General features: G+C 72.0%; 2 protein-coding genes. Both read left to right on the forward strand.

What is annotated here, in order from left to right:
* The first annotated feature begins 96 nt into the window (after nucleotides 1-96).
* Nucleotides 97-16,014 carry a type I polyketide synthase gene (locus tag BJY18_RS32095; RefSeq protein ID WP_184783616.1) on the forward strand — a complete coding sequence of 5,306 codons (15,918 nt, stop codon included), beginning with the start codon at nucleotides 97-99 and terminating at the stop codon, nucleotides 16,012-16,014.
* Nucleotides 16,011-21,374 (forward strand): type I polyketide synthase, encoded by a 5,364-nt coding sequence (locus BJY18_RS32100; RefSeq protein WP_312874029.1) that lies wholly within the window; start codon nucleotides 16,011-16,013, stop codon nucleotides 21,372-21,374. The genes BJY18_RS32095 and BJY18_RS32100 overlap by 4 nt, the downstream gene beginning before the upstream one ends.
* Nucleotides 21,375-21,376: the final 2 nt, after the last annotated feature.

Here is a 21,376-nt window from a genome sequence, read left to right on the forward strand (position 1 = left end):
CTAGCGGGCTTTTCTGGGGATCCGCGCCGGGGATGTCCGGCTTAGGTTTTCCCTGACGACCATGAATGCTGCCTTGCTACCGCGGTGGAGTGCGCAATGCGTGAGAGTGAGAAGAATCGTGAATCCGGCTTCGCGGAGCGGTTGCGCGCGGTGCCGCCGGGAGACCGCGGCGGCTACCTCGCCGACGTGGTGCACGAGGGCACCCGTGCCGCGTTGCGCGCGGTGCTGCCCGAGGTGCCCGCGGTGCTGGATCCGGAGAAGGCGTTCTCCGACCACGGTTTCGACTCGCTGGCCGCAGTGGAGCTGCACGCGCAGCTCACCGAGGCGACCGGTCTCGACCTGCCGGTGACTCTCGCTTTCGACCATCCGACACCGGCCGCGGTCGCCCGGTTCCTGCACGCCGAGGTGTTCGGCGCCCAGCCGGCGGACGGCGTGGCGGTGCGGGGTGCGGTGGCGGACGAGCCGGTGGCGATCGTCGGCATCGGCTGCCGCTATCCGGGCGGCGCGATTTCGCCGGAATCGCTGTGGCAGCTGGTCGCGGACGAGGTGCACACCATCTCCGGATTTCCCACCGATCGCGGCTGGGATCTGGAGGGCCTGTACGACCCCGATCCGGACCGGCCGGGCAGCAGTTACGTGACCGCGGGGGGTTTCCTGCCCGGCGCCGGCGAGTTCGACGCCGGGTTCTTCGGCATCGCGCCGCGGGAAGCGTCCGCGATGGACCCGCAGCAGCGACTCGTGCTCGAGACCGCGTGGGAAGCGCTGGAGCGCGCGAAGATCGATCCGGGCACGCTTCGCGGCACGCCCGCCGGGGTGTACATCGGTGCTGAGGCGCAGGAGTACGGACCGCGGCTGCACGAGGCTCCGGACGGTCTCGACGGGTACCTGCTCACCGGGAACGCGCCCAGCGTGGTTTCCGGGCGGGTCGCTTACGCGCTCGGCCTGGAGGGGCCGACGCTCACTGTGGACACTGCTTGCTCCGGTTCGCTGGTCGCTCTGCACCTTGCGGTCCAGGCGCTGCGCCGCGGGGAGACCCAGCTGGCGCTTGCCGGTGGCGTGGCGGTGATGGGCGCGCCGGGAACGTTCACCGCGTTCAGCCGGCAGCGTGGCCTCGCCGAGGACGGCAAGTGCAAGGCGTTCGCGGGTGCCGCGGACGGCACCGGGTTCGCCGAGGGGGTCGGCGTTCTGGTGCTGGAAAGGCTTTCCGACGCGGTCGCGAACGGACACACGGTGCTCGCCGTCGTCCGTGGTTCCGCGATCAACTCCGACGGTGCCTCGAACGGCTTGACCGCACCGAACGGGCCGTCACAGCAGCGGGTCATCAACCGTGCGCTCGCGGACGCCGGCGTGTCGCCGTCCGAAGTGGACGCTGTCGAGGCGCACGGCACCGGCACCCGGCTCGGTGACCCGATCGAAGCCCAAGCCCTGCTGGCCACCTATGGCCAGGACCGGGACACACCGTTGCAGCTGGGGTCGGTCAAGTCGAACATCGGGCACACCCAGGCCGCGGCCGGGGTGGCCGGTGTGATCAAGATGGTCGAAGCGATGCGCCGCGGCGTGCTGCCAAGGACCCTGCACGTGGACGAGCCGACGCCGCACGTCGACTGGACCGCGGGCGCGGTCGAACTGCTGACCGCCGCGCGCGAGTGGCCGCTGACCGACCGGCCGCGCCGGGCCGGTGTTTCGTCGTTCGGCGTGAGCGGCACGAACGCACACGTCATCATCGAGCAGGCGCCCGCCGTCGAAACGGAGCAGGCCGAGGGCGACGAACTGCCGATCGTGCCGCTCGTCGTGTCTGCGCGCAGTGAAGAAGCGCTCCGCGCGCAGGCCGATGCTCTGGTGTCCACTGTGGAGCGGGAACGGCTGACCGACGTCGGGTACTCGCTTGCGCTCACTCGGGCTGACCACGATCAGCGCGCGGTGGTCGTCGCGGAGAACACCGCGGACGCCGTGCGTGGGCTGCGTGCGCTCGCCGAAGGGGCGGCGGATCCGGACGTCGTGCTCGGGGAACGGGTTCCTGGCAAGCTGGCCATGCTCTTCACCGGCCAGGGTTCGCAGCGGCTCGCCATGGGACGGGAGCTGTACCTGGCGCACCCGGTGTTCGCCGACGTCTTCGACGAGGCCGTGGACCACCTCGACGTGCAGATGGACCGCCCGCTGCGCGACGTGCTGTTCGGCGAGGACGCCGAGGAGCTGAACGGAACGCAGTACGCGCAGGCCGCGCTGTTCGCGGTCGAGGTCGCACTGGCCCGGCTGCTCGAGTCGTGGGGGGTGCGGCCGGCGATGCTGCTCGGCCACTCGATCGGCGAGCTCGCCGCCGCGCACATCGCCGGGGTGTGGTCGCTGGCCGACGCCTGCCTGGTCGTCGCTGCACGCGGCCGGCTGATGCAGGCGCTGCCCGAGCGCGGGGCGATGGTGGCCGTCGCGGCCACCGAGGACGAGGTGCATCCGCTGCTGAACGAGCAGGTGAGCATCGCCGCGGTGAACGGGCCTTCGTCGGTCGTGGTGTCCGGCGAGCGCGACGCGGTGGACGCCGTCGTGTCGGTGTTCCGGATGCAGGGCCGCAAGATCAGCGAGCTACGGGTATCCCACGCCTTCCACTCGCCGCTGATGGAGCCGATGCTGGCCGAGTTCCGGGAGATCCTGGAGGTCGTCGAGTACGCCGCGCCGACCATTCCGGTGGTGTCCAATGTGACCGGACGGGTCGCGACGGCGGAAGAGCTGTGCTCACCGGGATACTGGCTGTGGCACGTCCGCCGTGCGGTGCGCTTCGCGGACGGAGTCGCGACGCTGGCCGAAGCGGGGGTGACCACGGCGATCGAGGTCGGTCCGGACGCCGTGCTGTCGGCGATGGCCGCGACCGGACCGTATGCCGAGACCATCGCGTTCGCCGCCGCGCTGCGCCGGGACCACTCCGAGACCGGCACGCTCGCCGTCGCGCTCGGCCGCCTGCACACCCGTGGTACGGCCGTCGACTGGGCCGCGTTCTTCGGACCGGCCCGTGCGGTCGATCTGCCGACTTATGCCTTCCAGCGTAAGCACTACTGGCTGACCGCTGCGTCCGGGCAAGGTGACGCGAGCGGTCTCGGTCAGCTCGCCTCGGGCCATCCGCTGCTGGCCGCCGAGATCGGTCTGGCCGGCGACGACGGCCTGGTGCTCACCGGACGGGTCGCCCTGCGTACCCACCCGTGGCTCGCCGACCATGCGATCGCGGGGTCGCCGGTGCTGCCCGGGACCGCGTTCGTCGAGATGGCGCTGCACGCCGCGGCGCAGGTCGGGTTCGGCGTGCTGGACGAGCTGACGCTGCAGGCGCCGTTGACGCTTCCGGAGACCGGTGGCGTCGCGTTGCAGGCTCTCGTCGGCCCGGACGTCGAGGGTCGTCGCACCATCGAGTTCCACTCCCGCTCCGACCAGGACGCCGACGCCGCCTGGACCCGGCACGCGGTCGGGGTGCTCGCCGCCGGGCCGGTGGTGGAGGCCGCGAGTGCCGAGTGGCCGCCCGCCGGTGCGGAGGTCGTGGCGACCGCCGAGCTGTACCGCGAACTGGCCGGGCAGGGCTATGGCTACGGCCCGTTGTTCCAGGGACTGCGCACGGCGTGGAAGCTCGACGACGTCGTGTACGCGGACGTCGCGCTGCCGGCCGGCGGCCGGGACGCTGCGTTCGGCGTGCACCCGGCGCTGCTCGACGCGGTCCTGCACGCGACGGACTTCGCGCCGGGCGAGGTGCGCGAGCCGGACGAGATCCGGCTGCCGTTTGCCTGGACCGGCGTGCGGCTGCACGCGACCGGCGCGACCGAGGTGCGGGTCCGGATCGCCTCCCCGGCCACCGGCGGGGTCTCGATCGACGTCGTGGACCCGGCGGGTGCGCCCGTGCTGTCCGTCGAGTCGTTCCGGTCGCGGCCGGTCCGTGAAGCCGACCTGGGCACGCAGGCACGTGATCTGCTGTACACAGTGGAATGGACGCCGGTCCCGGCCGGGGGAGAGCTGCCTTCGCTCGCCGCGCTGGCCCCCGTGCCGGGTTTCGACGTGCCGGTCGTGGACTCACTCGCCTCCCTTGTCGAGGCCCCCGACGTCGTGCTCCTGCCTCTTGTGAGTGCTGAAGCCGCTTCTCACCGGCCTCAGCGCTCACGAGGCAAGGTGGCGACGGTCGCGAAGCAGACTGTGCATCGTGTGCACAGCGTGGTAGGGCAGTGGCTGGGAGGTGATCGCTTCGGTTCGTCTCGGCTGGTCGTGCTGACGGACGGGTCGCTGTGCGACGCGGCTGTGCGCGGGCTGGTGCGTTCGGCGCAGGCGGAGAATCCCGGCCGGATCGTTCTGGTCGAAGGCTCGGTCACCGAGGCGACCCTGGCTACGGCGCTCAGTTCCGGGGAGCCGGAGCTGCGCATCGAAGACGACGCAGTGCTTGCCGGCCGGCTGGTTCGGCTGGCTGCCGATGCCGGCGCGCCGGCCTGGCCGGCCGAGGGCACGGTCCTGATCACCGGCGGCACCGGTGGCCTGGGCGCTGAGGTCGCCCGCCACCTTGTGACCGAGCACAGTGTGCGCAGTCTGCTGCTCCTCAGCCGCCGTGGCGAGAACGCTCCGGGCGCGCGTGAGCTGGTCGAGGAACTTGCCGAGCTGGGTGCCACCGCACGCGCCGTTGCCTGCGATGTGAGCAAGAAGCGGTCGCTTTCGGCCGCGCTGAAGAAGGTGCCTGCGGATCAGCCGCTGGCCGCGGTGGTGCACACCGCCGGCGTGCTCGACAACGCGCTGATCGGTTCCCTCACCGCCGAGCGGCTCGATGCGGTGCTGGCGCCGAAGCTGGACGCGGCCTGGGCACTTCACGAGCTCACCGCGGACCTCGATCTTTCGGCGTTCGTGCTGTTCTCCTCCTCGGCGGGGCTCGCCGACGGTGCGGGGCAGGCGAACTACGCGGCGGGCAACACCTTCCTCGACGCGCTGGCCGAACACCGCCGTGCGGAAGGGCTCCCGGCGACCTCGCTGGCGTGGGGCCTGTGGGCGCCGGACGCGGGCGGAGCGCTCGGCATGGGCGCGACCCTGTCCGAAGTGGACCGAAACCGGATCGCCCGGCTGGGCTTGGCACCGCTGACCGTGTCGGAAAGCCTGGCCGCGCTCGACGCGGCGCTCGGTACCGACGCGGCCGCGGTGGTTCCGACCCGCGTCGACCGCGCCGCACTCCGGGCACGTGGTGAGGACGTTCCGGCGGTGCTACGGGGGCTGGTGCCCGCCGGCCGTCGCCGCGTCGCGGCAGCGGTGCCGTCCGGGGAGCTGACGCCGGAGCAGCAGTTCGCCGGCCGCTTCGCGCATCTGGCCGAGGCGGACCGGGACCGTGCGCTGCTGGACCTGGTGCGCACGCACGTCGCCGCGGTGCTCGGCCACGACGGTGCCGAGGCGATCAGCCCGGCCCGCCCGTTCGGCGAGATCGGCTTCGACTCGCTGGCCGCGGTCGAGCTGCGCAACATCCTGGACTCGGTCACCGGCATGCGACTGCCCGCCACGCTGGTGTTCGACTACCCGACGCCGCGTGCGCTGGCCGAGTACCTGGCGTCGCGGCTGACCGGGCTGGCGCCGGCGCGGCCGGTCGCGCCGGTCACCACGGTCGACCCGGAGGAGCCGATCGCGATCGTCGGCGTCGCCTGCCGCTACCCGGGCGGGATCGAGACGCCGGAGGACCTGTGGCGGCTCGTCGCCGAGGGCGAGGAGGCACTGTCCCCCTTCCCGGCCGACCGCGGCTGGAACGTCGACGCGCTCTATGACCCGGAGCCCGGCAAACCCGGACGCTCCTACGTCAGACATGGTTCGTTCCTGCACGACGCGGCCCAGTTCGACGCGGACTTCTTCGAGATCAGCCCGCGCGAGGCCGCGGCCATGGACCCACAGCAGCGGCTGCTGCTGGAGACCTCGTGGGAGGCCTTCGAGCGGGCCGGAATCGACCCGGTCTCGCTGCGCGGCAGCGCCACCGGTGTGTTCGCCGGCGTGATGTACCACGACTGGGGCACCCGGCTCGGCGCTGTCCCGGACGACATCGCCGGGTATCTCGGCAACGGCAGCCTCGCCAGCGTCGTGTCCGGCCGCGTTTCCTATGCCCTCGGTCTGGAAGGGCCGACGGTCACCGTGGACACCGCCTGCTCGTCGTCGCTGGTCGCGCTGCACTGGGCGGTCCAGGCGCTGCGGCGCGGCGAGTGCACACTTGCGCTGGCCGGCGGCGTCACTGTCATGTCCACTCCGGACACCTTTGTCGACTTCAGCCGCCAGCGCGGGCTTTCGGCGGACGGCAGGTGCAAGGCGTTCGCGGAGGCGGCCGACGGCACCGGCTGGGGTGAGGGCGTCGGCATGCTGCTGGTCGAGCGGCTGTCCGACGCACAGCGCAACGGACATCCGGTGCTCGCCGTGCTCCGCGGTTCCGCGGTGAACCACGACGGCGCGTCCAACGGTCTCACTGCTCCGAACGGACCTTCGCAGCAACGCGTCATCGCCAAGGCGCTGGCGGACGCCGGCCTCACGTCGTCCGAAGTGGACGTTGTCGAGGGCCACGGCACCGGGACCACGCTCGGCGACCCGATCGAGGCGCAGGCGCTGCTGGCCACCTACGGCCAGGGACGCGAACAGGACAGCCCGCTCTGGCTGGGTTCGATCAAGTCCAACCTCGGCCACACCCAGGCCGCGGCGGGCGTCGCGGGGATCATCAAGATGGTCATGGCGATGCGGCACGAACAGCTGCCGCGCACGCTGCACGTCGACCGTCCGTCCACCGTGGTGGACTGGGACGCCGGTTCGGTCCGGCTGCTCACCGAAGCTCGCGAGTGGTCCGCCGGGCGGCCGCGCCGGGCCGCGGTGTCCTCGTTCGGCATCAGCGGCACGAACGCGCACGTCATCCTCGAGCAGGCGCCGGAAACCACTGTCGAACAGGTCGCCGAGACCCGGACGGTGGTCCCGGTCGCGCTGTCCGGCCGGTCTGCCGCCGCGGTCAAGGGCCAGGCCGCCCGCCTGCGTACCTGGCTGGCCGGTCACGAGGACGTGCCGGTCGCCGAGATCGCCCGGTCGCTCGCCGAAACGCGGGCCGCGCTGGAACACCGCGCGTTCGTCGTGGCCGGGACGACGGCTGAGCTGGCCACCGGTCTCGACGCACTGGCCGCCGGGGAACCGGCCGCCGGCCAGGTCACGGCCGGCAAGCTCGCGTTCCTGTTCTCCGGGCAGGGTGCTCAGCGGGTCGGCATGGGCCGCGCGCTGTACGAGGCTTACCCGGCCTTCGCCACCGCGTTCGACGCGGTGTGCGCGGCGCTCGACCCGCTGCTCGACGTGCCGTTGCGCGACGTCGTCTTCGGAACCACCGAGCTGGCCGACCGCGGTCTGCTGGACCAGACGCAGTACACGCAGACCGGCCTGTTCGCCGTGGAAGTCGCGCTCTTCCGGCTCGCCGAGTCCTGGAGTATCACGCCGGACGCGCTGGCGGGGCACTCGATCGGTGAACTGGCCGCGGCCCACGTCGCGGGTGTGCTGTCCCTCGAGGACGCAGCGAAGCTGGTCGCCGCGCGTGGCCGGTTGATGGGGGCACTTTCGCAGCGCCGCGGCGCAATGGTGGCGATCTCCGCACCGGAAGACGCGGTGCGTGACCTGCTACGTGGTCACGAAAGCGACGTGAGCATCGCCGCGGTGAACGGTCCGGCGACCGTCGTCGTCTCCGGTGACGCCGACGTGGTCACGCGCATCGAGCAGAACGCCGACGGACTGCGGACCCGGCGGCTGCGGGTGAGCCACGCGTTCCACTCGCCGCTGATGGAGCCGATGCTGGACGAGTTCCGGGAGATCGCGGCGGAGCTCACCTATTCGGCGCCGAAGATCCCGATCGTGTCCACAGTGACCGGTCGGCCGGCCACCGACGACGAACTGCGCTCACCGGAGTACTGGGTCGCCCACGTCCGCGAGGCGGTCCTCTTCGGCGCCGCGGTGACCGTGCTCGCGGAAAGCGGAGTGCGGACGTTCCTGGAGATCGGCCCGGACAGCGTGCTTTCCGTACTCGGCCCGCAGAGCGCTGCCGAGGACGTCGAGTTCGTCCCGTTCGGACGTCGGGACCACGACGAGGTGCGTACGGCGCTCGCCGCGGTCGGCCGGCTGCACGTGCGTGGCGCGGCGAAGCTCGGCCCGTTGCTCGGCGACGGTCCGGTGCGGCTCGACCTGCCGACATATGCCTTTCAGCACAAGCACTACTGGCTCGATGCGACGCCTTCCGGCGACGTGACCGCGGTCGGGCAGCAGCCCTTGGCGCATCCGATGCTGGGTGCCGTGGTGGCACTGTCCGGTTCGGACACCACCGTCCTGACCGGACGACTGTCGGCCGGATCGGTGCCGTGGGTTGCCGATCACGTGGTCAAGGGAGCGATCCTCGTGCCCGGCACCGGATTCGTCGAGCTGGCGGTCGCGGCCGGTGACCAGGTGGGCCATCCGGTGGTGGAGGAGCTGACGCTGCAGGCGCCGCTCGTGCTGCCGCCGGACGGCGCGGTCGCGCTGCAGGTGGTGGTCGGCCCGGCGACGGGCGACCGCCGTCCGGTCACGGTGTACTCGCGGGCGACCGACGCCCCGGCTGACGGTGAGTGGACGCAGCACGCGACGGGTACGCTCTCCGCGGCCGCTCGTCCGGAGCCGGCGGGGTTGACCGAATGGCCGCCGCCCGGGGCGACCTCGATCCCGGTCGAGGGGGCCTACGAACGCCTGAGCGAGCGTGGTTACGGCTACGGCCCGGCTTTCCAGGGGCTCAGGGCGGCCTGGCGGCGGGGCAACGAGGTCTTCGCCGAGGTCGCGCTCCCGGAGCCGGCCGCGTCCACCGCGGGCTCCTACGGTCTGCACCCCGCGCTGCTGGACACCGCGATGCACGCCGATCTGCTGGGCGATCCGGACGGTTCGACGTTGCTGCCGTTCGTGTGGAACGGCGTGACCCTGCACGCGGTCGGTGCTTCGGCGCTGCGGGTGCGGATCGTGCGGCTGGACGGCGACGAACTGTCCGCCATCGAAGTCGCCGACGGCGAAGGCCGTCCGGTGGCTTCCATCGAGTCGCTGGTCTCCCGGCCCGTGCGGGCGGAACTGTCCGCCCGGCCCGCCGACGCGGCTGCCGGTTCGCTGTGGAAGATCGGCTGGCAGCCGGTGGCGGTCGCCGCCGCGGAGACGGACGAGGTCGTCGCTGTCGGCCGCGGCCGGGTCGGCGTGGCGGCCACCTACTCGGGTTTCCCGGACCTGATCGGTGCGGTGGACCGGGGTGAGCCCGTGCCCGGGATCGTCACGCTGTCCGTGCCGGAGCAGGACGGCTCGGTTCCGGAAGCAGTTCGCGCCGGAACCGCGTGGCTGCTGGCGCAGATCCAGGCCTGGCTGGCCGAAGGGCGGTTCGCGGGCACCAAGCTCGCGGTCGTCACGGACACCGCGGCCCCTGCTGGATCCACTGTGGACGTCCGACAGGGAGCGTTGTGGGGCTTGGCCCGCGCTGCGCAGGCCGAACACCCCGGTCGGATCTTCCTGGTGGACGCCGATTCCGGCGCCTCGGTGGAGACGATCGCCGCGGTGGTTTCCTCGGGTGAGCCGGAATCGGCGATCCGGACGGGTTCGGTGCTCGTGCCGCGGTACGTGCGCACGGAGCCGGCGGGTGCCGCGCCCTGGGGCTCCGGCTCCGTTCTGATCACCGGTGGCACCGGCGGACTCGGCAGCTTGCTCGCGCGGTACCTGGTGGCGGAGCACGGCGTCCGGCAGCTGGTCCTCACCAGTCGCCGTGGGCTCACCGCACCCGGTGCCGAGCAGCTCGCCGAAGAGCTGGCCGACCTCGGTGCCGAGGTCACGATCGCGGCCTGCGATGTGGCCGACCGGGCGGCGGTCGAACGGCTGCTCGCCACGGTGCCGGACCTCACTGCCGTGGTGCACGCGGCCGGTGCCGCGGACAGCGGTGTCTTCGATTCGCTCACCGCTGAGCAGGTGGACACGGTGCTGCGGCCCAAGGTCGACGCGGCCTGGTACCTGCATGAGCTGACCGAAGGTCGCGACCTTTCCGCCTTTGTCCTGTTCTCCTCGGCCGGTGGCCAGGTGTTGCCGGCGGGCCAGGCGAACTACGCGGCGGCCAACGCGTTCCTCGACGGGCTCGCCGAGCATCGTCGTGCTGCCGGGCTTCCGGCGACTGCGCTGGCCTGGGGCCTGTGGGCGGAGAACACCGGACTCGGCGGCGATCTCGCCGAAGCCGATCTCGCCAGGATGGCGCGCCTCGGCCTGCCCGCGGTGACCGCGGAGCAGGGCCTCGCGTTGTTCGACCAGGCGGTGTCCGCAGAGGACGCGGTGATCGCGCCGCTGCGGGTCGACGTCGCCGCGCTTCGCGGACGTACCGACGAACTTCCGGCGCTGCTTCGTGGCTTCGTGCCGCCGAAGGCGCGGCGCGTGGCCAAGGCAGCCAAGGCCGCCGACAACGCACTGGCTGCCGAGCTGGCCGCGCTGGTCGAGAGCGAGCGTGACCGTACGCTGCTCGACCTCGTGCGCACTCAGGTCGCCACTGTGCTCGGCTACGCCGACAAGTCCGAAGTGGACGGCACACGGGCGTTCAAGGAGCTGGGTTTCGATTCGCTGGCCGCCGTCGAGCTGCGCAATCTGCTCGGCACGGCCACCGGGCTTTCCCTGCCCGCGACGCTCATCTTCGACCATCCGACGGCCAAAGCCGTTGCCGACTTCGTCAAGGGCAAGCTGCTCGGCGCGGTGGCGAAGGGCCCGGCCGCCACGGCAAGGACGAACGCCTCGATGCAGGAGCCGATCGCGATCGTCGGCATGGCCTGCCGCTATCCCGGCGGGGTGCGGTCGCCGGAGGACCTGTGGCAGCTGCTGGTCGACGAGGTCGACGCGGTCAGCGGGTTCCCGACCAACCGCGGCTGGGACATCGAGGGCATCTACGACCCGGAGCGCGGCAAACGCGGCAAGACCTACGCCAACGAGGGTGGCTTCCTGCACGACGCCGCCGAGTTCGACCCGGCGTTCTTCGGCATCGGCCCGCGTGAGGCGATGGCGATGGACCCGCAGCAGCGGTTGCTGCTGGAGGCCGCGTGGGAGGCCATCGAGCGGGCCGGGATCGACCCGAGCGAGCTCAGGGGCAGCCTGACCGGCGTCTTCACCGGCGCGATGTACGACGACTACGGCAGCCGGGCACCCGGTGCGCCCCTCGACGTCGCCGCCTACATCCCGAACGGCAGCTCGGGCGCGGTGGTCTCCGGCCGCATCTCCTACCTGCTCGGCCTGGAGGGGCCGTGCATGACGGTGGACACCGCATGTTCGTCCTCGCTGGTCACCCTGCATCTCGCGGTGCAGGCGCTGCGTGCCGGGGAGTGCGGGCTCGCGCTGGCAGGCGGGGTGACCGTGCTGTCGCAGTCGGACCTGTTCGTGGACTCGAGCCGGCAGGGCGTGCTCTCGCCGAACGGCCGGTCGAAGTCCTTCTCCGCGGCCTCCGACGGCGTCGGCTGGGCCGAGGGCGCGGGCCTGCTGCTGCTGGAACGGCTTTCCGACGCGCACCGCAACGGGCACGAGGTCCTCGCGGTGGTCCGCTCGAGCGCGGTGAACCAGGACGGTGCGTCCAACGGTCTCACCGCCCCGAACGGCCCGTCGCAGGAGCGGGTCATCCACGCGGCGCTGGCCGCCGGTGGTCTCCGCCCGTCCGATGTGGACGCGATCGAAGCGCACGGCTCGGGCACCAAGCTCGGTGACCCGATCGAGGCCCAGGCGCTGCTGGCGACTTACGGGCAGGACCGGGACCGCCCGCTGTACCTGGGTTCGGTGAAGTCGAACATCGGACACGCGCAGGCCTCCGGCGGCGCGGCCGGCGTGATGAAGGTCGTGCAGTCGCTGCGGCACAACCTGCTGCCCAAGACGATGCACGTGGACGCGCCGTCCCCGGTCGTGGACTGGACCACCGGCGACATCGAGCTGCTGACCGAAGCCCGGCCATGGCTGCCGAACGGCCATCCGCGCCGGGCGGGCGTCTCGTCGTTCGGCATCAGCGGCACGAACGCGCACATCATCATCGAGGAGGCACCGCCCGCCCCGGCCGAGGACAACCGGCGGACCGCGCCGGAACTGCCGGTGGTTCCGCTGCCGCTGGCGGGTTCGGTGGCCCAGGCGCTGGCGGACCAGGCCGCCCGGCTGGCGGCACACCTGCGAGCACGTCCGCAGGTGCGGCTGACCGACGTCGGTTACTCGCTGGCCACCGGACGAGCCGCGCTCGACCACCGGGCGGTGGTGCTGGCGTCCGACCGCGAAGCGGCGTTGAAGGCACTCGACGGACTGGCCGAGGGCCGCACGCCGGCAGGCACCGTGACCGGGACGACGAGCGCGGCGGACCTGACCGCCTTCCTGTTCACCGGTCAGGGTGCGCAACAGCCGGGTATGGGGCGTGAGCTGTACGACGCGTTCCCGGCCTTCGCCGGTGCTTTCGACGAGATCTGCGGGCTGTTCGACGCCGAGCTCGAGGTGTCGTTGAAGCAGGTGATCTGGGCGGAGAAGGGCTCGGCCGAGGGCCGGCTGCTGAACCAGACCGCCTACACGCAGTGTGCCCTGTTCGCGGTCGAGGTTTCGCTGTACCGGCTCGTGGAGTCGTGGGGCCTCGCTCCGGACTACGTCGCCGGGCACTCGATCGGTGAGCTGGCCGCCGCGCACGTCGCCGGAGTCTTCCCGCTTGCCGACGCCTGCGCACTGGTCGTGGCTCGCGGCCGTCTCATGCAGGCGCTGCCTGCCGGCGGTGCGATGGCCGCGGTCGCTGCCACTGAGGAGGAAGTGCGTGCCGCGCTGCCGCCCGACGTGGACATCGCGGCGGTCAACGGCCCACGTTCGGTGGTCATCTCCGGTCCGGAGGCCGCGGTCCAGGCAGCGATGGCCGGCTTCTCGGAGGCGGGTCGCCGGACGAAGCAGCTGGTCGTCTCGCACGCGTTCCACTCCTCGCTGATGGAGCCGATGCTGGCCGAATTCGCTTCCGTGGCAGGGAAACTAACCTACTCGCCGCCTGCGGTTCCGGTCGTGTCCAACGTGACCGGACGCGTCGCGACCACCGAAGAGCTGTGCTCGCCCGAGTACTGGGTGGGTCACGTGCGGGAGGCAGTGCGGTTCGCCGACGGCGTCGGATCACTGCTCGCGGCGGGGGTGACGCGGTTCGTCGAGCTGGGCCCGGACGCGGTGCTGACCGGCATGGCCCGCGAATGCGACACCGCGGCGGCCGACCGGCCGGACCGGATCGTGCAGGTGCCGGCGATGCGGCGTGGCAGGGCCGAGGTGTCCACTGTGTTCACCGCGCTGACCACTGTGTACTCACGAGGCGCGAAGCTGGACTGGCGAGCACTGTTCTCCGGGCAGGGCGCGTCCACAGTGGATCTGCCGACCTACGCCTTCCAGAACAAGTCCTACTGGCTCGAAGCCACGAAGCGCGGTGGCGACGTCAGCTCGCTCGGTGCTCAGGCGGCCGCACACCCGTTGCTGGGCGCGCTGGTGGAGCTGCCGGACGGCGGGGCCGTGCTGACCGGCAGACTGTCGGCCACGACGCAGCCATGGCTGGCCGACCACGTGGTCATGGGCCGCACCATGCTGCCCGGCACCGCGTATGTCGAACTGGCGGTGCACGCCGGTGACCAGGTCGGCTGCGGTGTGCTGGAGGAGCTGACCCAGCAGGCCCCGCTGCTGCTGCCCGAGGACGGTGTCGAGCTGCGGGTACTGATCGGCGCGCCGGACGCGAGCGGGCGCCGGGAGCTGTCGGTGCACAGCCGCGGCGAATCCGGGTGGGTCCAGCACGCCGCGGGCACGCTGGCCGGCGAGCCGCGGCAGCCGGACTTCGCCTTGACGGAGTGGCCGCCGGCCGGTGCCGAAGCGGTCGACCTGGCCGGGCTGTACGACGACCTGGCCGGGCTCGGCTTCGGCTACGGCCCGACGTTCCGCAACCTGCGGGCGGTCTGGCTGCGCGAGGACGAGGTCTTCGCGGAGGTCGCGCTGCCCGAGGGCGCCGCCGCGAGCGAATTCGGCCTGCACCCGGGGCTGCTCGACTCGGCACTGGGCGCGACCGACTTCCTGGTTCCGGGGGGTCCGAAGGCGCTGACCGAGACGACGATCCCGTTCGCCTGGAACGGCGTCTCGCTGCACGCCGGCGGGGCGGCCGCACTGCGGGTGCGGGTGCGCAAGACCGGCAGCGGATCGGAACTCGCCCTCGCCGACGCGGCGGGCACCCCGGTCGCCTGGATCGAATCGCTGGTCACGCGGCCGGTTTCGGAGGGACAGCTCGGCGCGAAGGCGCCGGAGTCGCTGTACCGCATCGACTGGCAGCCGGCTTCGGGCGTGCGGCTGGCACCCTCGCTGGACGGCTGGGCGGTGCTCGGCGAGGACGACCTTGGCCTCGGCGTTCCGGTGCACGACGAGGTCGTCCCGGCCGCGGTGCTGGTCCTTCCGGTCGGTTCTGCCGAAGGTGAGGTACCTGCCCGGGTGCACGAGACCGTGCAGAAGACCTTGTCCCGACTGCAGAACTGGCTGTCCACGGCGGACGGCAAGCTGGTGGTGGTGACGCGCGACGCGGTGGCGGCCGGGGAGCCGGATCTGGCGCAGGCGCCGGTCTGGGGCCTGGTGCGTGCCGCGCAGGCGGAGCACCCGGACCGGATCCAGGTGGTCGACCTCGACGACGCGGCCGACTCGGCACGTGCCCTGCCCGCGGTGGTGGCTTCCGGGGAGCCGGAGGCGATCGTCCGTCGCGGCGAGGTCCGCCTGCCGCGGCTGTCCCGCGTCACCGAGGTCGGCGAAACGCCGGACTGGGACCCGGACGGCACGGTGCTGATCACCGGGGGCGCCGGCCTGCTCGGCGGGCTGCTGGCGCGGCACCTGGTCTCCCGGGGTGCCCGTGACCTGGTCCTCACGAGCCGGAAGGGCCTCGACGCGCCAGGTGCCAGGGAGCTGGTCGAAGAGCTGGCTGCACGGGGTGCGAAGGTGACCGTCGCCGCCTGCGACGTGGCCGACCGTGCTGAGCTGGCGCAGCTGCTCGACACGCTGCCGCGGCTGACCGCTGTGGTGCACGCGGCGGGTCAGATGGACAGCGCGGTCGTCGACGCCCTCACTGCGGAGCAGGTCGAAACCGTCCTGCGGCCGAAGGTCGACGCGGCCTGGCACCTGCACGAGCTGACCGCGGAACGGGACCTCGCGGCGTTCGTCCTCTACTCGTCGGCGGGTGGTCTGCTGCTCGCCGCCGGGCAGGCGAACTACGCGGCGGCCAACGTGTTCCTCGACGCGCTGGCGGAATACCGCGTGGCCCGTGGCCTGCCGGCGACGTCGCTGGCGTGGGGCCCGTGGGAGGGCACCGACGGCGAGGTGGACCTGGCGCACATCGCCCGGTCCGGAGTCGCGGAACTGCCCGTGGCCGAAGGCCTGGAGCTGTTCGACGCCGCACTGGCGGCCGAATCGCCGGCGCTGGTCCCGGTGCGGCTGGCCGACCTCAAGGCGGCGGACCGCCTGTCCCCGTTGCTGCGGGGGCTGGTCGCCACGGCACCACGCCGGACCGCGGCCGTCGCGGTACCGGCCGCACCCGAGGCCGGGTTCGCGGACAAGCTCGCCACGCTCGCGGCGGACGAGCGCGACACAGCGGCGCTGGAGCTGGTGTGCGAACACGCGGCCGCGGTACTCGGGTACGACGACGGCTCCGCGGTGGGCGCCGAGAAGGGCTTCACCGACCTCGGCATCGATTCGCTCGCCGCGCTCGAACTGCGCAACCGGCTCGGCGCCGCGACCGGCCTGCGGCTGCCCGCCACGGTGATCTTCGACTATCCGAGCCCGCTCCCGCTGGCCCGGCACCTGCTGGCCGAGCTGGCGCCGGAACCCGCGCCGGAGGAGCAGGCGGGTGCCGCCAACGGCACCGACGGCGGCACTGAGGGCGGCACAGTCAACGGCACCGACGAGACCGCCGCCTCGGTCGCGGCGATGGACCTGGCCGATCTGGTCCGCTCGGCGATGGGCGGCACCGGCACCGACGAACGGGGTGAGTCCCAGTGACCGAAACGCCTTCGACAGGGCCATCGACCGAGCCTTCGACAGCGCCATCGACCGAGCAGATCGTCGCCGCGCTGCGCCAGTCCATGACGGACAACGAACGGCTCAAGGCGGACAACCGGCGCCTGGCCGCGCGGCAGCACGAGCCGATCGCCGTGATCGGCATGGGCTGCCGCTACCCCGGCGGGGTCAGCACTCCCGGGCAGCTGTGGGAACTGGTGGCCGGTGGGGGCGACGCGATCGGCGAGTTCCCGGGCGACCGGGGCTGGGACGTCGGCGCGGTCTTCGACCCCACCGGCGCCCGGCCGGGCACCTCCTACTCGAACGAAGGCGGCTTCCTCTACGACGCCGCCGAATTCGAGCCGGAGTTCTTCGGCATCTCGCCACGGGAGGCCATCACGCTGGATCCCCAGCAGCGGTTGCTGCTGGAGACCTCGTGGGAAGCGGTGGAACGCGCCGGGATCGTGCCGTCGACACTCCGCGGCAGCGACACCGGCGTGTTCGCCGGGGTGATGTACCACGACTACGGCGCGGGCAGCAGCGACGGCAGCCTGATCTCCGGCCGGGTTTCCTACACACTCGGGCTCGAAGGTCCGTCGGTGTCGGTGGACACGGCGTGCTCGTCCTCGCTCGTCGCGATGCACCTCGCGGCGCAGGCGCTGCGCCGCGGTGAGTGTTCGCTGGCGCTCGCCGGCGGGGTGACCGTGATGGTCACGCCGGACATGTTCGTGTACTTCAGCGAGCAGCACGGGCTTTCCTCGGACGGGCGCTGCAAGGCGTTCGGCAGTGGCGCGGACGGCGTCGGCTGTTCGGAAGGCGCGGGAATGCTGGTGCTGGAGAAGCTTTCCGACGCTCGCCGCAACGGGCACCAGGTGCTCGCAGTGCTGCGGGGCAGCGCGGTGAACTCGGACGGCGCGTCAAGTGGCATCACCGTGCCGAACGGTCCCGCGCAGCAGCGGGTGATCCGCGCGGCACTGGCCGACGCCGAACTGCAACTGTCCGATGTGGACGCTGTGGAAGCGCACGGCACGGGTACGAAACTGGGCGACCCGATCGAAGCCCAGGCGTTGATCGCCACCTACGGCAAGGTGACCACGCCGGAGCGGCCGCTGTACGTCGGTTCGTTCAAGTCGAACGTCGGGCACACCCAGGCCGCGGCCGGGGTCGGCGGGGTGATCAAGATGGTGGAGGCGTTGCGGCGCGGTGTGCTGCCGCGAACGCTGCACGCGGACGAGCCGTCGCCGCACGTCGACTGGGCGGACGGCACCGTCTCGCTGCTGCGGGAGGAACAGCCGTGGCCGGATGCCGGACGTCCGCGGCGGGCCGGGATCTCGTCGTTCGGGATCAGCGGAACCAACGCGCACGTGATCCTGGAGCAGGGCGACCCGGTGCCCGCGGCCTCCCCGGAGGCGGGCCCGGTGACCTGGTTGCTGTCGGCGTCGTCGCCGGAAGCCGTGCGGGCACAGGCGGCACGGCTTGCGAAGTTCGTGCCCTCGTCGCCCGCTTCGGCGGCTGACCTGGGGCTTTCGCTTGCCACCACGCGGACGCTCGGCGAGCATCGGACCGGCGTGGTGGCGGCCGACCGGGAGTCCGCGGTGCGGACGCTGACCGAGTACGCCGCCGGCCGGAACCCGGCCGGGACCGTCGAGGGCGTCGCCGAGCCCGGCAAGACGGCGTTTCTCTTCACCGGCCAGGGCGCGCAACGGGCGGGGATGGGGCTCGAACTGGCGGTCGCGTTCCCCGCGTTCGGTGCGGCGCTCGACGAGGTGGCCGCCGAACTCGACCAGCACCTGGACGTGCCGCTGCGCACGCTGCTCGCCGACCCGGAACTGCTGGACCAGACCGGGTACACACAGCCCGCGCTGTTCGCGGTCGAGGTGGCGGTGTTCCGTCTGCTGGAGTCCTGGGGTGTGCGTCCTTCGCGGCTGCTGGGGCATTCGGTCGGCGAGATCGCCGCTGCTCACGTCGCCAGGGTGCTTTCGCTGGCCGACGCCTGCACGCTGGTCGCCGCGCGGGCCCGGTTGATGCAGGCGCTCCCGGCCGGTGGTGCGATGGTGGCGGTCCAGGCCCGCGAGGACGAGGTCCGCCCGCTGCTCACCGACGGAATCTCGATCGCGGCGATCAACGGCCCGGATTCGGTGGTGCTCTCCGGTGCCGAGGACGAAGTGCTTGCGGTGGCGGAGAAGTTCACCCGCACCTCGCGACTGCGTGTCTCGCACGCGTTCCACTCGCCGTTGATGAAGCCGATGCTCGAAGAATTCGCGACGGTGGCTCGTAAGCTGACCTACTCCGCGCCGTCCATGCCGATCGTGTCCGCTGTGGACTCGGCGGCCGACCTGTCCACACCGGACTACTGGGTGCGTCAGGTTCGCGCCGCAGTACGGTTCTCCGACGGTGTCCGGACTTTGCTGGACGACGGAGTGCGAACCTTTGTGGAGGTCGGCCCGAGTGCGGTGCTGACGGCGATGGGGCAGAGCTGCCTTTCCGGAGACGACCGTGCGACGTTCGTTCCCGTGCTCCGCAAGGACCGTCCGGAAGGTGAGTCGGCGGCCACGGCAGTGGCGACGTTGTTCACGCTCGGTGCCGCGGTGGACTACCCAGCGTTCTACGACGGCGCGCACGTGGCCGAATTGCCGACTCATGCCTTCCAGCGCAAGCGTTACTGGCTGGACAACCCGACCGGCGCCCGAGCCCGCGGCGTTGCCGAGGTGGGACAGCGGGAGGCGGAGCATCCGTTGCTGGGCGCCGTCGTCGTCGCCGCGGACGCCAGCGGTGCGGTGCTGACCGGACGGCTGTCTTTGACTGCGCAGCCGTGGCTGGCCGACCACGTGGTGCAGGGATCGGCGTTGTTCCCGGGCACCGCCTTCGTCGAGCTGGCCGTGCGGGCGGGTGACGAGGTCGGATGCGGGCGGGTGGATGAACTCACCCTGGCCGCCCCGCTGATCCTTCCGGAGAAAGGATCGGTGCGGTTGCAGGTCACTGTCGGAGCCGAACAGGACGACGGCAGCCGGTCTTTGGGCATCTACTCCCAGGCCGAGGACAGCGACGAGTGGGTGCAGCACGGCAGTGGCCGGTTGTCCGCGCCGCCGGTGGCTGCTCCGGCGCCCGCGCAGTGGCCGCCCACCGGGGCGACCGAGATCGACGTGACCACGCGGTACGACGAGCTTGCCGCACAGGGATTCGACTACGGTCCGGTGTTCGCCGGGCTACGACGCGCCTGGCAGGCCGGCGACGTGCTGGCCGCCGAGGTGGCGTTGCCGGAACACGCCGACGCCGGTGCGTTCGGGCTCCATCCCGCGTTGCTCGACTCGGCCTTGCACACCATCGGACTGGCCGGGCCGACCGAGGACAAGCCGGTGCTGCCGTTCACCTGGGCCGGGGTTTCCCTGCACGCCGGTGGTGCGTCGAGCCTGCGGGTGCTGCTCTCGTCCGCGGTGGAGAACACTGTTTCGCTCACCGCCACCGATCCGTCCGGAGCGCCGGTACTCAGCGTCGATGCACTGGCGTTGCGGCCGATCGCGGACGACGCGTTCGCGGCTTCCGGACGGTCCGCAGTGGACGATTCGCTGTTCCGGGTGGAGTGGGTCCCGTGGCAGGGCAAGGATGTCACCGGAGTGACGTCCGCCGTGCTGGGTGCCGATGAGTTCGGCCTCGGCGGGGAGTCGCATGTGGACTTCGACGCGTTGGTCACCGCCATCCATCATGGGGCGGCCGTGCCCGACGTCGTGTACGTGCCTTACGTCGCGCCGGAAACCGCCACGCCGCAGGACGCGCGGGAGGCCGCGCACGGGCTGCTCGCGTTGGCGCAAGCCTGGGTCGGCGAGGACGCACTGGCTGCGTCCCGGCTGGTCGTCGTCGCCTCGGGTGCAATCGCCACCGGTCCGGAAGAAGGCGCCGAAGACCTGACCCATGCCGCGCTCTGGGGTGTGATCCGGACGGCTCAGCTGGAGTATCCGGAACGGTTCATGGTGGTGGACCTCGACGGCGGGCCGCTGCCACTGGGCACGGTGCTCGGGGCGATGTACTCGGACGAGCCCGGGGTGGCCGTGCGGGACGGCGCGGTACTCGTGCACCGGCTCGCGAAGTACACGCCGGAACCCTCCCCGGTCGCGCTGGACCCGGACGGGACGGTGCTCGTCACCGGGGGCACCGGCGTGCTGGGGCAGCTGATCGCCCGGCATCTGGTGACCGCGCACGGTGTCCGGCAGCTGCTCGTGACGAGTCGTCGCGGCCCGGACGCGCGCGGAGCGGCGGAGTTCGTGGCGTCGTTGGAAGAGCTGGGTGCGCAGGTCTCGCTGAAGGCGTGCGATCTGGCCGAGCGGGACAACGTCGCCCGCCTGCTGGGCGACATCCCGGCCGAGCACCCGTTGACCGCGGTGATCCACACCGCCGGTGTCGTCGACGACGGCGTGCTGCTGTCGCTGACGCCGGAACGGATGGACGCGGTGTTGCGGCCGAAGGTGGACGCTGCCTGGCATCTGCACGAGCTGACCGCGTCGATGGATCTCGCGGCGTTCGTGCTGTACTCCTCGGCCGGGGGCACGCTGGGTGCGGCCGGGCAGGCGAACTACTCGGCGGCGAACGTGTTCCTCGACGCGCTGGCGCACCACCGTGCCGCCGCCGGAGCGCCGGCCGTTTCGCTGGCATGGGGACTGTGGTCCGAGGGCGGGATGTCCGGGGAACTCGCGGACACCGACCTGATCCGGATGGCGCGTTCGGGTGTGTTCGGACTGTCCTTCGCCGACGGTCTGGAGCTGTTCGACGCGACCTTCGGGACGACGCAGCCTTCGCTGGTCCCGGTACGGCTGGACATGTCCGGGCTGCGCGCGGACGCGCATTCGGTGCCGGCGATGCTGCGGGGGCTGGTGCGGAACGGCAGGCGGCGGGTCGAGGCCAGTGACGACTCCTGGTCCCGGGTCACCGCGCTTCCGGCAGCGGAACGGGCTCGTGCCGTGGTGGAGCTCGTGCGGGGGACCGCGGCGGTGGTGCTCGGGCACGAGCGCACCGACGCGATCGATCCACGCAAGGGCTTCATCGAGCTGGGCTTCGACTCGCTGACCGCGATCGAGCTGCGCAACCGGCTGGACGCGGTGACCGGAATGCGCTTGCCGGCCACGGTGATCTTCGACTATCCGTCGGTGCAGGTGCTGGCCGACCACCTCGTGGCGGAGGGACCTTCGCCCGTCGAGGCGCAGCTGGCCGCGCTGGAGGACGTCCTGCGGGGCCTCGATCCCGCCGAGGCCGCACCGGTGGCGGAACGGCTGAAGGCGCTGGTCGCCGGACTACAGCGGGACGAGGACGTGGCCGGCGCCAGCGCGGACGAACTGTTCGCGTTGCTGGACAAGGAGCTGGAGGCTCGCTGAGT

This window comes from Amycolatopsis jiangsuensis (assembly GCF_014204865.1).
Lineage (GTDB): Bacteria > Actinomycetota > Actinomycetes > Mycobacteriales > Pseudonocardiaceae > Amycolatopsis > Amycolatopsis jiangsuensis.

Excerpts from the sequence above, each read along its gene's own strand:
- BJY18_RS32095 (WP_184783616.1), top strand. The coding sequence starts at position 97 with ATGCGTGAGAGTGAGAAGAATCGTGAATCCGGCTTCGCGGAGCGGTTG.